10 protein-coding genes are annotated in these 13,296 nt (G+C 63.1%); 2 read left to right on the forward strand and 8 right to left on the reverse strand.

The window, feature by feature from the left end; translation table 11 throughout:
* Positions 1–16: 16 nt before the first annotated feature.
* The 7 genes from NMG70_RS27740 to NMG70_RS27770 all read right to left on the reverse strand — a co-directional run bounded on the left by NMG70_RS27740 (position 17) and on the right by NMG70_RS27770 (position 10,541).
* Positions 17–382 carry an MmcQ/YjbR family DNA-binding protein gene (locus NMG70_RS27740; RefSeq protein ID WP_254018364.1) on the reverse strand — a complete coding sequence of 122 codons (366 nt, stop codon included), beginning with the start codon at positions 380–382 and terminating at the stop codon, positions 17–19.
* 43 nt (positions 383–425) lie between these two features.
* A complete protein-coding gene (gene clpB, locus NMG70_RS27745) occupies positions 426–3,032 on the reverse strand; it encodes an ATP-dependent chaperone ClpB (RefSeq protein WP_254027458.1) in 2,607 nt (868 codons plus the stop codon).
* Between the two features lie 223 nt (positions 3,033–3,255).
* A complete protein-coding gene (locus tag NMG70_RS27750; protein ID WP_254027459.1) occupies positions 3,256–4,218 on the reverse strand; it encodes a DUF4167 domain-containing protein in 963 nt (320 codons plus the stop codon).
* 302 nt (positions 4,219–4,520) lie between these two features.
* Positions 4,521–5,411, reverse strand: a complete 891-nt coding sequence (gene prmC, locus NMG70_RS27755) for a peptide chain release factor N(5)-glutamine methyltransferase (RefSeq protein WP_254027460.1) — start codon at positions 5,409–5,411, stop codon at positions 4,521–4,523.
* Positions 5,412–5,550: 139 nt separating this feature from the next.
* Positions 5,551–6,630 (reverse strand): peptide chain release factor 1, encoded by a 1,080-nt coding sequence (prfA, locus tag NMG70_RS27760; RefSeq protein ID WP_254027461.1) that lies wholly within the window; start codon positions 6,628–6,630, stop codon positions 5,551–5,553.
* A gap of 205 nt (positions 6,631–6,835) precedes the next feature.
* Positions 6,836–9,106, reverse strand: coding sequence for a phosphoenolpyruvate--protein phosphotransferase (ptsP, locus tag NMG70_RS27765; RefSeq protein WP_254027462.1), 2,271 nt, complete (start codon positions 9,104–9,106; stop codon positions 6,836–6,838).
* 181 nt (positions 9,107–9,287) lie between these two features.
* Positions 9,288–10,541: an aspartate kinase gene (locus NMG70_RS27770; RefSeq protein WP_254027463.1), complete on the reverse strand. Its 1,254-nt coding sequence runs from the start codon at positions 10,539–10,541 to the stop codon at positions 9,288–9,290.
* A gap of 354 nt (positions 10,542–10,895) precedes the next feature.
* Here NMG70_RS27770 and ubiG point away from each other — a divergent pair, with 354 nt between their 5' ends.
* On the forward strand, positions 10,896–11,645 hold the full coding sequence (ubiG, locus tag NMG70_RS27775; RefSeq protein WP_254027464.1) for a bifunctional 2-polyprenyl-6-hydroxyphenol methylase/3-demethylubiquinol 3-O-methyltransferase UbiG: 750 nt from the start codon (positions 10,896–10,898) through the stop codon (positions 11,643–11,645).
* Positions 11,646–11,680: 35 nt separating this feature from the next.
* Here the strand turns inward: ubiG and NMG70_RS27780 are convergent, their stop codons facing one another.
* Positions 11,681–12,610 (reverse strand): DMT family transporter, encoded by a 930-nt coding sequence (locus NMG70_RS27780; RefSeq protein WP_254027465.1) that lies wholly within the window; start codon positions 12,608–12,610, stop codon positions 11,681–11,683.
* 98 nt (positions 12,611–12,708) lie between these two features.
* On the opposite strand from NMG70_RS27780, the gene NMG70_RS27785 reads away from it, so the two are divergent.
* Positions 12,709–13,209, forward strand: a complete 501-nt coding sequence (locus tag NMG70_RS27785; RefSeq protein WP_254027466.1) for a MarR family winged helix-turn-helix transcriptional regulator — start codon at positions 12,709–12,711, stop codon at positions 13,207–13,209.
* Positions 13,210–13,296: the final 87 nt, after the last annotated feature.

Consider the following 13,296-nt stretch of genomic DNA (forward strand, 5'->3'; position numbering starts at 1 on the left):
CTGAGCGTCCGACGCTCTAGCTGGTGGCGAATCCCAATTCCTTACGCGCCTGCTTCGTCAGCTTGAGCACGACGAGACGGTGGCTTTCGCGCAGATAGTCCTTCAGCGCGTCATCGTCCATACTTTGGCTTGTCTGGCGCTGGATCCATTTCATGCCGCGTGAGGCAAGATAGGGCGCGGGCCGAAGGCCCGGCTGTTCCTTCAAGATGTCATAAGCAACGTCGGAGCATTTGAAGGTGACGAACGGCTCCTTGCCCTCGCTCCAACCGCCGATCGCAAAGACCTTGGCTCCGACCTTCCAGACATGAGCACCGCCCCACTGGACGACATGGGTCGCGGACGGCAGCGAGGCGCAGAAGCTGTTGTAGTCGTCCAACGTCATCTGCGCCCCGTTTAACGTTTTAATTATGTGGCGGCCTCGAAAATCAGGCCGCCGCCTCGGTCGCCACGACCGTCGGCTTCGACCGGAAGTTCAACCGGTCGGAACCTGCGGTGACCTTGACGGTCGAACCGTCGAGGATGTCGCCGAGCAGGATCTTCTCCGCCAGCGGATCCTGAAGGTCCTTCTGCATCACCCGCTTCAACGGCCGCGCGCCATAGGCCGGATCGTAGCCCTTGGCGGCCAGCCAGTCGATCGCCTCCCGATCCAGCGAAAGCGTGATCTTACGATCTGCGAGCAGGCTTTCCAGCCGCTTGAGCTGGATCTCGACGATGCGGCCCATATCCTGCCGGCGCAGCCGGTGGAACAGGATCACCTCGTCGACGCGGTTGAGGAACTCCGGCCGGAACGACGCCCTGACGACACTCATCACCTCGTCGCGCACGACATCGACATCCTGGTTCTCGCCGAGATTGACCAGATATTCGGCGCCGAGGTTCGACGTCATAATGATCAGCGTGTTGCGGAAATCGACCGTGCGGCCCTGCCCGTCGGTCAGGCGGCCGTCATCGAGCACCTGCAGCAGCACGTTGAACACGTCCGGATGCGCTTTCTCGATCTCATCGAACAGCACGACCTGGTAAGGCCGGCGTCGCACCGCTTCGGTCAGCGCGCCGCCCTCCTCATAGCCGACATAGCCGGGAGGCGCGCCGATCAGCCGGGCGACCGAGTGCTTCTCCATGAATTCCGACATGTCGATGCGCACCATGGCGCTCTCGTCGTCGAACAGGAAGCTGGCAAGCGCCTTGGTCAGTTCGGTCTTGCCGACGCCCGTCGGCCCGAGGAACATGAACGAACCGATCGGCCGGTTCGGATCCTGCAGGCCAGCGCGGGCACGGCGCACCGCCTTGGACACGGCCTGCACCGCCTCACCCTGGCCGACGACACGCTTGCCGATTTCGTCTTCCATGCGCAGCAGCTTGTCACGCTCGCCTTGCAGCATCTTGTCGACCGGAATGCCGGTCCAGCGCGACACGATGTGGGCGACGTGATCGGGGGTGACCACCTCTTCGACCATGCCGACCTTGCCGTCTTGCGCCTCGGCCTGCGTCAGCTTCTTTTCGAGCTCCGGAATCTTGCCATAGGCAAGCTCGCCGGCGCGCTGGAATTCACCGTTGCGCTGGGCGATGGCGAGTTCGTTGCGCGCCTCGTCGAGCTGTTTCTTCAGGTCGGCGGCGAGCCCGAGCTTCTGCTTCTCGGCCTGCCACTTCGAGGTCAGTTCGGTCGATTCCTCTTCCAGGGCGGAAAGATCCTTTTCGAGCCGGGCGAGCCGGTCCTTCGACGCGTCGTCCTTCTCGACCTTCAGCGCCTCACGCTCGATCTTGAGCTGCATGATGCGGCGGTCGATCTCGTCCAGCGCTTCGGGCTTCGAATCGACCTGCATCCGCAGCCGCGACGCGGCCTCGTCGACAAGATCGATCGCCTTGTCCGGCAGGAAGCGGTCGGCGATATAGCGGTTGGACAGCGACGCTGCCGCGACCAGCGCCGAATCCGAAATGCGCACCTTGTGGTGCTGCTCGTACTTTTCCTTCAGGCCACGCAGGATGGAGACGGTGTCTTCCACCGTCGGCTCATTGACGAAGACCGGCTGGAAGCGGCGGGCAAGGGCTGCGTCCTTCTCGACATGCTTGCGGTATTCGTCGAGCGTCGTCGCGCCGACGCAGTGCAGTTCGCCGCGTGCCAGTGCCGGTTTCAACAGGTTCGACGCATCCATGGCGCCATCCGCCTTGCCGGCGCCGACCAGCGTGTGCATCTCATCGATGAACAGGATGATGCCGCCAGCCGCAGCGGTAACTTCCGAAAGAACCGCCTTCAACCGCTCCTCGAATTCGCCGCGATATTTGGCACCGGCGATCAGCGATCCCATATCGAGCGCCATCAACTGCTTGTCCTTGAGCGATTCCGGCACGTCGCCATTGACGATGCGCAACGCCAGCCCTTCGGCGATCGCCGTCTTGCCGACCCCGGGTTCACCGATCAGTACCGGATTGTTCTTGGTGCGGCGCGACAGCACCTGGATGGTACGGCGGATCTCGTCGTCGCGGCCGATGACCGGGTCGAGCTTGCCGGCGCGGCCGTCGGCGGTGAGGTCGCGCGCATACTTCTTCAGCGCATCATAGCCCTGCTCGGCGCTCGCTGAATCGGCGGTGCGACCCTTGCGGACGTCGTTGATCACCTGGTTCAGCGCCTGTGGCGTCACGCCGGCCTTGCTGAGGATGTCGGCAGTCTTGGCGGATTTCTCGACCGCCAGCGCCGTCAGCAGCCGCTCGACCGTGACGAAGCTGTCGCCGGCCTTCTTGGCCAGGTCCTCGGCGGTCGAGAACACTTTGGCCAGCGGTTGCGCCAGATAGAGCTGGCCGTTGCCGCCCTCCACCTTGGGCATTGCCTCAAGTGCCGTCTCGACGCCCAGCTTGACGTCGCGAACGCTGCCGCCGGCGCGCTCGATCAACGACGCTGCCAAGCCCTCGTCGTCGTCGACGAGCACTTTCAATATATGTTCGGGGGTGAACTGCTGGTGGTTGCGCGACAGAGCCAACGTCTGCGCCGACTGAATGAAGCCGCGCACGCGCTCGGAATATTTTTCAAGGTTCATATCTGTCTCCTTCCGTCACCGGCCCGCTTTGCGGCACCGGATCAGATTGCGGTGACGGACCCGCCCGTTCGAGCCGGGTCCTGTTCACGCGAGATATGGGGCGCAAGCCACGGACCCTCAAGACGTCCCGATGACGGCGGACTCATAATGTTCCGCGGGCGCACAAAGCAAAACGGCGGAGATTTCTCTCCGCCATCTAGGAATGTCTGAAGGCCCTGCTCGATCAGTTGTTGACGTCGGTGATGGCAGGCTCGCCACCGGCGTCTTCCGCCGGAGCTGCATTTGCGTTGTCGCCGCCAGCATTGTCGTTACCGCCATCCACCTGATCAGCATTGACGCGCGGACGGCGCGGACGCCTGGGGCGGCGGGCAGCGCCGCTTTCGGCGGCGGCTTCGTTCAACTCGGCCTGGGCAGCCAGAGCCGCCGGCGAAAAGCTTTCGAACTGCGGCGCGGGTTCGGCCACAGAAACAGGCTCGATCGAAGACACAGCTTCCGCCTGAACCGGCGTTTCGTTCTGAACCGGTCTCTCGTTGCGCCGGCTCTGCTCGCCGCGCTGTCCGCCCGGCTCGCCGCGCGCACCAAATTCGCCGCGCTGGCCGTTCTGGCCGTAGCCGCCATTGGGGCGACGGTCGCGATGGCGGTTGTCTCGCGCACTGTTATCGCGCCCGCCGGCATCGCGCCCACTGGCATCGCGCCCACTGGCATCACGAACGTCGCGGCCGTTTTCCTGGTTGAACGTCAATTCGGCCGGCGTGCCGTCGATGACCGGCTGCGGGCCTGCACCGTGGTTGACCACCGGAGCCGCAGTCTCGCCGACATTGCTGTTGCCGGCATTGTCGAACTCGTCGCGATCTTCGTCGCCGTCATCGTCGAAATCGTCGCGGTTCTGCTGAGCGCTCTGGATCGGTAGCTGCGCCTGCGCGGCAGCGATGATGCGATTGTAGTGCTCGGCGTGCTGGAGATAGTTTTCCGCCATCACCCGGTCGCCGGAGCTTTGCGCGTCACGGGCAAGGGTTGCGTATTTTTCGGCGATCTGCTGAGCCGATCCGCGGATCTTCACATCCGGACCGTTGCTCTCGTAGTTGCGCGTCAGGGGATTTGGACCCTTGCGGTTATTGTTGTTGTTATTGCCGCCGCCATTGTTGTTGCGACCGCGCATGCGCCTGTTCTGCTGTTGTGGCCTCATTCGACTCTCTTCATTTTGAAATTTTCGAAACTTTTTCCCGAACGGAGGCGCTCATGCAGCCAGCCGTTTCGTCTCTTCACCGGCGTTCGCCCGCATCGATTGCGTTGGCGCCACGTCTCATCCTGTTCCGGTTACATCACTTGCCGGACGATTCCCGCACGAAGCTTGGGCGTCGTTTGCGCAAGAAGGCAGCTATTTCCAAGGAAACCGAATCGCTAAGAGCACTGCCTGCTTCGTCTCATCCGGTTAAGGCGACCCTAGCCGCATTCCCCGGCATTGCCAAGCGCTTTTTTCGCACTGCATCACGGCTTTGTCGGTGCAAAGATCAGAACCCTGTCGTTTCCGCCAAAGTCGCGGAATACCCCCGCCGGCAGATAGCCGGATGCAGAGAATATGTCCGTGACCTCTTTGCGTTGGGTGTGGCCGATCTCGGCCGCAATCCTGCCCTCGGCTTCCAAAAAACCTGCCGCCTCGGCGGCGATGACCCTGTAGGGACTAAGACCGTCCACGCCGCCATCGAGGGCTTGGAGTGGATCGAAATCGCGGACTTCGTCCTGCAGATTTTGAATGTCTATGGTCGCTATATAGGGAGGGTTAGCGGCAATTACATGGTATCGGCCAAAAACTTTTTCGAACCAGTTGGATTCGAGCACCTGGAACCGGTCGGCCAGACCCAATTCCCTGGCATTGCGCATGGCGGTCGCCAGCGCGCCTGTCGAAATATCGACGCCGGTGGCGACCGCCGCCGGAACGGCGCTGAGCAGCGCCAGCGCGATGGCGCCGGTGCCGGTGCCGAGATCGAGGACGCGGCACTCGCCTTGCCGTTCCGCAGTGGTTTTTACGAAGGGCAGCACCGCTTCGACCAGCGTTTCGGTGTCCGGTCGCGGCTCCAGCGTTTCCGGTGACAGCGACAGGCGCAAGCCGTAGAATTCGCGATAGCCCAGGATGCGATGCACCGGCTCACCGGCAACCCGCCGTCTCAGGGCTGCATCGATCGCGGCAATCGCGCCGGCATCGACACTGCATTCGGGATCGGCGATGGCTTGTGTGCGGGTCGTGCCGGAAAGATGTTCGACGATCAGCCTTGCATCCAGCGCCGGGTCGGCGACTGCGGCCGCAGCAAGGCGTGCCCGCGCCGCTTTCAGCAGCAGCCCTAGTGTGGTGGATTTGAGGTTCCTGCTATTTGTTGGCATCAGCGTTCAGGATCCTCAAATCCACCACCTAGTACCAGCAACTTGCTGGTGTGACTTTGAATCCGAAATTCGTCATTGTGCTGCTCCAACGTGATACGAATTTCGAATTCAAAGCCACACCGGCCTACCGGGCAGACTGTCAGCCATCGAGGCCGATATCGGCGAGCAGCTTCGACTGGTGATCGGCGATCAGCGCGTCGATAATCTCATCGAGTTCGCCCATCATCACCCGGTCTAGCTTGTAGAGCGTCAGATTGATGCGATGGTCGGTGACGCGTCCCTGCGGGAAATTATAGGTGCGGATGCGCTCCGAGCGATCGCCCGAACCGACCTGCGATTTGCGCGATTCGGAGCGTTCCTCGTCAGCCTTGCTGCGCTCGAGGTCGTAAAGCCTGGCGCGCAGGATCTGCATGGCTTTGGCCCGGTTCTGGTGCTGCGACTTCTCCGCCTGCACCACCATGATGCCGGTCGGCAGATGGGTGATGCGCACTGCCGAATCGGTGGTATTGACGTGCTGGCCGCCCGAACCCGAGGCGCGCATCGTATCGATGCGGATGTCTTCGGTCCTGACGTCGATGTCGACCTCTTCCGCCTCGGGCAGCACCGCAACCGTCGCCGCCGAGGTGTGGATGCGCCCGCCGGCCTCAGTCGCCGGCACGCGCTGCACGCGGTGCACGCCGGACTCGAATTTCAGATGGGCAAAAACCCCCCTGCCTGAAATCGTGGCAATGATTTCCTTGTAGCCGCCGACCTCGCCCTCGCTGGCCGACGCCGTCTCGAAACGCCAGCCGCGTGCCGCGGCATAGCGTTCGTACATGCGAAACAGGTCGCCGGCAAAGAGAGCCGCCTCGTCGCCGCCCGTGCCGGCGCGGATTTCGAGGATGGCATTCTTGTCGTCGGCGGCATCCTTGGGCAGAAGCAGGATCTGGATGTCCTTCTGCAGCGCTTCGATGCGTTCCTTGACCTCCGGCAGATCGGCCTCGGCCAATGCCCGCATTTCGGCATCGGTGCTTTTGTCGGCGAGCATCGCCTGCAGGTCGGCCTGTTCATGCTCAGCGGTGCGCAGCGCCCTGATCTTTGCCACCATCTCCTGCATGTCGGCATATTCCGACGCCATCCTGACATAGGCGTCCGCCGCCGGCCCGGCCGACATTTGCGCCTCGAGCATGTCGAAACGCTTGACGACTTGATCCATGCGGTCGCGGGGCAGGTTGATCATAATTCTGGAACTTCGATAAGATTCACGTCAGGGCGAGTCGAAAATGGCGAGTTTCGAGAACCGGCCTACGCCGGCCGTAGCCTTCATAGGGCGGAGGCATCGACGATGGGCTTCGGCCGGCGAAGGCCGGGGCGGAATGTACATTTAGGTGCATGAGCACCGGAAGCGCAGAAAATCGACATTTGCAGGCCGCCCTCACGTGAACCTACAACGGAATGGCGCGGTCGTCGGCAAACGCTTGCAGCAGTGCCCGCATCGGCAACCCCTGAGCCGGCGCCATGAGATTGTCGTCGAAGAACGCTTCCAGCTCGGCCAGCGGCAGTTCCGTCAGCATCGCCTTGACCGGACCGATCGAGGCCGGCGACATCGAGATCGATCGGTAGCCAAGGCCGATCAGCGCCATCGCCGAGATCGGCTTGCCGGCCAGCTCGCCGCACAAAGTCACCGGGGTTTGATTGCGCACCCCGGCGTCGGCAACCCGCTTCAGCGCGCGCAGGAACGGCGTCGACAGCACATCGAAGCGGTCGGCGAGCTGGGTGTTGCCGCGATCGACCGCCATGACGAACTGGAACAGATCGTTCGAGCCGACCGAGACGAAATCGACGGCCTTCATCAGCTCATCGAGCTGGAACAGCAGCGAAGGCACTTCCAGCATGGCCCCGAGCTTCAGGCTGGTCGGCAGATGATGGGCAAATCGCGACAGATGCCGCACTTCGCGATCGATGATTTCGCGCGCCTGGGCGATCTCGCCGAGCTCCGTCACCATCGGCAGCATCAGCTTCAGTTCACGCCCGCCGCATGCTTTCAAAAGCGCGCGGATCTGGGTGCGCAACAGGCCCGGCCGGTCGAGCGTCAGGCGGATGGCGCGCCAGCCGAGCGCCGGGTTCTCTTCCTGGATCGTGTCCTTGAAGTAGGGCAGCACCTTGTCGCCGCCGATATCGATGGTGCGGAAGGTCACCGGCTTGCCGCGCGCCGCGTCGAGCACGTCACGGTAGAGCCGTTCCTGGGCTTCCGCCCGCGGAAAGGTCGAGGCGACCATGAATTGCAGCTCGGTGCGGAACAAACCGATGCCGGCGGCGCCTGCCTCGGCAAGCTGCGGCAGATCGACCGCCAGGCCCGCATTCATCAAAAGGTCGACCTGGACGCCGTCCTTGGTCCTCGACGGCTTCTTGCGCAGTTCGCGATAGACCTCCTGCCGCCGCGCCCGGAAGCGGACCTTTTCGGCATAGGCGGCTTCGAGGTCGGGCTGGGGGCGCAGGTGGATCGCGCCTTCTTCGCCGTCGACAATGATGGCGTCGCCGTTTTCCGCCATGGAAACGGCCCCCTTCATCTGGCCCGCGACCGGTATGCCCATGGCCCGCGCCACGATAACGACGTGGCTGGTCGCTGCACCGTCCTCCAGCACCAGCCCGCGCAGCTTGTCTCTGGGATAATCGAGCAGTTCGGCAGCCCCCATCGAGCGGGCGACGATGATGGCGTCCTTCGGCAGCGAGGCCCCGACATCGTCCGGCCCGCGCCCCATCAGCTGGCGCAGCAGCCGGTTGGCGAGATCGTCGAAATCGCTCATCCGCTCGCGTAGATAAGGATCGGTCATGTGCAGCATGCGGGCACGCATGTCGCTCTGCACCTTTTCCACCGCCGCTTCGGCCGTCAGGCCGTTGCGGATCGCCTCTTCCAGCCGGCGCACCCAGCCGCTGTCGTTGGCGAACATGCGATAGGCTTCGAGCACCTGGCGATGCTCGCCCTCGAAGGCGACTTCGCGGCGTTCCAGCATATCGTCGATGGAGAGCCGGAGCGAACCGAGCGACGCATCGAGCCGCTTGATCTCCTCATCGCTGTCCTCGTTGAACAGATTGGTGACGACGATGCGCGGCTCGTGCAGCACGACATGACCGAGCCCGACACCCTCGTTGAAGGACAGGCCGCTAAAGCTCACCGGGCGGCGCAGGTCGAGTTCGAGCCCGGGCCGGGTCAGCCGGGCAAGGTCGCCGGTTGCGATCATCTCGGCGATCACCATCGCCGTCGTTTCCAGCGCCTCGACTTCGTCGTCGCGATAGTGGCGCATGGTCTTGTTCTGGACGACCAGAACACCGAGCGTGCGCCCTGCCCTGAGCACCGGCACGCCGAGGAAGGAATTGTAGATCTCTTCCCCCGTTTCCGGCAGGTAGGCGAAGGCTGGATGTTCCTGCGCATTGGAGAGATTGAGCGGCCGTGCCGAGGCCGCGATCGTGCCGACGAGGCCCTCCCCCAGCCTGAGCTGCGCCAAATGGACGGCGTTCGGGTTCAGACCCTCGGTGGCGTAGAGTTCGAGCACCGAATCGGCGCGCAGCACATAGAGCGAGCACACTTCGGCGACCATATTGGCGGCGATATCGCGCACGATGCGGTCGAGCCGCTCCTGCGGCTCCAGCGGCTCCTGCATGAGCTCGCGGAGCCGTTTCAGCAAAACGCGCGGGCCACTGGCCGTATCACGCATCGCGGCTTGTTCTCCAATCGACATTTTTGCCCGCCGCAGTCTCTCCCGCAGCCGGCGCTCACGCAACAACTCAAATAGAGCGCCATGCGTCCAATTGGACCCACAAAGGACACCCCAAGACTTCGATCTGCTGCATCGTGCTCTCCGAAAAGCGACTCCGGTTTCCGGATCGAACAGTCTGCTACTGCTTATCCAGACCGTAAATGGAATGCAAAGTGCGAACCGCAAGTTCTGTGTAGGGACCGTCGATCAGGATCGAAATCTTGATCTCGGACGTCGTGATCGCACGGATGTTGATCGATTTGTCGGCGAGCGCCTTGAAGGCGGTGGCGGCAACGCCCGCATGGCTCCTCATGCCGATGCCGATGACCGAGACTTTCGACATGCCGGCTTCCGACTGCACGACGTCGTACCCGATCGTGGTCTTCAGCCGCTCGAGCACGGCAAGCGCCTTGTCGACATCGCCGGACGGAACGGTGAAGGTCATGTCAGTGAACTTGCCGTCCTCGGAAATGTTCTGGACGATCATGTCGACATTGATGTTGGATTCGGCCAGCGGCCCGAAAATGCCGGCGGCAACCCCCGGCCGGTCGCCGACACGGCGCAACGATATCTGCGCTTCGTCCTTGGCGTAGGCAATTCCGGTGACGACCTGCTGTTCCACGATCTCTTCCTCGTCGCAAATAAGCGTTCCGGGCGGATTGAGCAAATCCCCCATTCCAGGCGCGTCGGGATCGTCGAAGGACGACCGCACGAAAGTACGCACCCTGTGCACCATGGCAAGCTCGACCGAGCGTACCTGCAGGACCTTGGCGCCGAGCGAGGCCATTTCAAGCATTTCCTCGAAGGAAATCTTGGCCAGCCGCCGCGCTTTCGGCTCGATGCGCGGGTCGGTGGTGTAGACCCCGTCGACGTCGGTGTAGATGTCGCAGCGGTCTGCCTTGACCGCCGCCGCGATGGCGACAGCACTGGTGTCGGAACCGCCGCGGCCGAGCGTCGCGATGCGGTTGTCCGGCCCGATGCCCTGGAAGCCGGCGACCACCGCCACCTGGCCCTCGCCGAAGCGCTTGATCAGGAATGCGCCGTCGATGTCGAGAATGCGCGCCGCGCCATGCGCATTGTCGGTCTTGATCGGGATCTGCCAGCCTTGCCAGGAACGGGCATGGACGCCCATGTTCTGCAGCGTGATCGCCAGCAGGCCGGCAGTCACCTGCTCGCCGGAGGCAACGACGGCGTCATATTCGCGCGCATCGTGCATGGGCGAGGCTTCGCGCGTCCACTGCACGAGCTCGTTGGTCTTGCCGGCCATCGCCGAGACGACCACCGCGACCTCATGGCCGGCATCGGCCTCGCGTTTGACATGACGCGCCACATTGCGGATGCGGACGATGTCGGCGACGGATGTTCCGCCGAATTTCATCACGATGCGCGCCATGGAAGCGAAATGCCTTTGACTGGGTGCCGGAGCGGCGGCCGAAAAACGGAAAGCGAGCGTCGGGCCGGGCCAGCCGCTGAATTCGCGGCCTCCTTAGCCAAATGCTTTGGGTTTCGCAAGGCGTGCCGCCGCTTGCCCCCGCTTGCCGCTGGGCGACGAAGGCGACATACGAGCGCAACGCGCGTGCCCGAATGCCTGTCGCATAGGCGCAGCCGGCAACGGCCGAAATTTGCTGCCTTGACATTCGCCGGCTCTCGACCGACTTCCTAGCGCACCAGAGCGCGATCAGCAAAGTGGTATCCGGTTTTGCGCCCGATCGCGCTCTGAACTTTTGAGTCTGCGGGAGACCACACGATGCCAGAACCCCGACGGTCGACGATCGATGCCGGAGAAGTGGAGCGTTTTTCCGCTCTTGCCGCCGAATGGTGGAATCCGAACGGCAAATTCCGCCCGCTGCACAAGTTCAATCCGATCCGGCTTGCCTATATACGCGACCAGGTGGCGGCGCGCTTCGGCCGCGACCCACGCGCGGCGCGGCCGTTCGAGGGCCTGCGCATCCTCGACATCGGCTGCGGCGGCGGGCTGTTGTGCGAGCCGATGGCGCGGCTTGGCGCCGACGTGGTCGGCGCCGACGCCTCCGCCACCAACATCGAAGTGGCCAGACTGCATGCGGCGGAGGTTGGCGTGACGGTGGAGTACCGTGCCACGACAGCAGAGGACCTGGCTGACGCCGGCGAGAAATTCGACGTCATCCTCAACATGGAAGTGGTCGAGCATGTTGCCGACATCGACCTGTTTGTGGCCAAATGCGGCGAGATGCTCAAGCCCGGCGGCATCATGTTCGTCGCCACCATCAACCGCACGCTGAAGGCGCTGGGCTTGGCCATTATCGGCGCCGAATATGTGCTGCGCTGGTTGCCGCGCGGCACCCACCAGTTCGGCAAGCTGGTGCGGCCAGACGAACTGGAGAAGGCGCTTGCCGGCGCTGGCCTGACCATCATCGACCGCACCGGCGTCACCTACAATCCGCTCGCCGACCGCTGGCAGCGTTCGAAGGACATGGACGTCAACTACATGGTTCTGGCGGAGAAGGCGCCGGCCTGAACTTTATCACGACGCCTTCTCACGCCGCCACCTTCTCACGCCGCCACCTTCTCACCCGTCTCACTTTGCGTCTTCGTGGCGATCTGGCTTTGCGCCTTTGTGGTGATGAACACGCCGGCGACAATGATGGCACCGCCGGCCCAGGTCAGCAATTGATAGTGCTCGCCGAGAAACATCGTCCCGGCAAATAATCCGACCGCCGCCGCGACATAGCCGATCTGGCTGAGATAGACCGGGCCGCCCACCGCCTGCAGCCGGAAGAAGAAAGCGAACATCGCCGCGGCTGACGCGACCTGCCCGACGACCACCAGCGGCACGCCAGCGAGCAGGGCGAGCGAACCGCCGCCCTGCAGCGTGAAGATGCCGCAAACAAGCAGTGCAGCCGATGCCAGATGGCTGCCGACGGCAAGCTCGATCGGTCCGGTCCCTTCAGGCCAGTCGACCGAGCGGTAGATATTGCCGGCGGCAAGGCTGACCGGGATGAGCAGCCCCACGGCCACCCAGAAAAATTCGGCCGGCTGGCCGGCCTCGCCACGCGTCACCGCCACCATGACAGCTCCAACGAAGCCGACGGCAATGCCGACGACGCCAAACAGATTGGGGCGCCGAACGCCGAGCAGGATCGAAAACACCAGTGTGACCACCGGCGACAGCGTGAACATGATACCGGTGTAGCCAGCACCGAGATGCGGAATGGCCGAGAACATCAAGAGATTGGGGAAGGCGTAGGACACCGCCGCGGTGACGAAGAAATAACGCAGCCTGTGTGGGTTGAGCCGAATGCGCTGCCCGCGCAGCAGCAGGACGCACAAAAGCACGCCGCCGGCGCCGAGCGAGATGACGAGGGCCCAGACCATGGCCGAAACGCCGGCCGCCGTGGCGATCTTGCCGAACGGCAGCGTCAGGCCGAGCAGGCCGCCGGTGACGACCAAAAGGCCGAGCGCTGAATCCCAGAGAAATTTCATAACGAACCTTGTTGTCTTTGCGGCTCTTGGCCAGCATTGTGTCTTAAGGTAAGATAATGCAAAGATTCTTAACGTCAAGATATTTAACGGTGATATAGATGGATCGCGCCGCGAGGGCCATCGAGCAGTGGAGACGAGAACGGCCGGACCTGGATGTCTCCCCAATGGCCGTTCTTGGACGGTTGAACGAAGCCTCGTCGCTGATAGCACGAGAACGCCTCGCTCCGCTGTTTGCCCGTTTCGGGCTGCAATCCGGGGAATTCGACGTGCTGGCGACGCTGCGCCGTTCCGGATCACCTTACGCGCTGACGCCAACCGCCCTCTATGGAGCGACGATGGTGACGTCGGGCGCCATGACCAACCGGCTCGACCGGCTCGAGAAATCCGGATTGATCATGCGTGGGCCGCATCCCAACGACCGGCGCGGGATTGTCGTGCAACTGACCGAAAAAGGCCTCGCCTTGATCGACGAGGCGGTGGCCGCCCACGTCGCCAACGAACACGAGATACTTTCCGGCCTGACGCGCGCCGAACAGGACACGCTTGCTCGCCTGCTTGAGAAGTTGATAGGGAGCGTCAGCCGGGGTGAAGATCAGTGATTTTGACAGATCTGGGCCGATCGGCAGCGAACGCCGATTATTCCGTTCAGCGGCAAATCGCAAAGCTCTAGAGCGTTTCACGTTTTG

Source organism: Mesorhizobium ventifaucium (assembly GCF_935822925.1).
In the GTDB taxonomy this organism is placed as follows: domain Bacteria; phylum Pseudomonadota; class Alphaproteobacteria; order Rhizobiales; family Rhizobiaceae; genus Mesorhizobium; species Mesorhizobium ventifaucium.

Bases quoted from the DNA above. Each gene is read 5' to 3' on its own strand.
- NMG70_RS27740 (WP_254018364.1), bottom strand. From the start codon at position 382: ATGACGTTGGACGACTACAACAGCTTCTGCGCCTCGCTGCCGTCCGCG.
- clpB (WP_254027458.1), bottom strand. From the start codon at position 3,032: ATGAACCTTGAAAAATATTCCGAGCGCGTGCGCGGCTTCATTCAGTCG.
- NMG70_RS27750 (WP_254027459.1), bottom strand. From the start codon at position 4,218: ATGAGGCCACAACAGCAGAACAGGCGCATGCGCGGTCGCAACAACAAT.
- prmC (WP_254027460.1), bottom strand. From the start codon at position 5,411: ATGCCAACAAATAGCAGGAACCTCAAATCCACCACACTAGGGCTGCTG.
- prfA (WP_254027461.1), bottom strand. From the start codon at position 6,630: ATGATCAACCTGCCCCGCGACCGCATGGATCAAGTCGTCAAGCGTTTC.
- ptsP (WP_254027462.1), bottom strand. From the start codon at position 9,106: ATGCGTGATACGGCCAGTGGCCCGCGCGTTTTGCTGAAACGGCTCCGC.
- NMG70_RS27770 (WP_254027463.1), bottom strand. From the start codon at position 10,541: ATGGCGCGCATCGTGATGAAATTCGGCGGAACATCCGTCGCCGACATC.
- ubiG (WP_254027464.1), top strand. From the start codon at position 10,896: ATGCCAGAACCCCGACGGTCGACGATCGATGCCGGAGAAGTGGAGCGT.
- NMG70_RS27780 (WP_254027465.1), bottom strand. From the start codon at position 12,610: ATGAAATTTCTCTGGGATTCAGCGCTCGGCCTTTTGGTCGTCACCGGC.
- NMG70_RS27785 (WP_254027466.1), top strand. From the start codon at position 12,709: ATGGATCGCGCCGCGAGGGCCATCGAGCAGTGGAGACGAGAACGGCCG.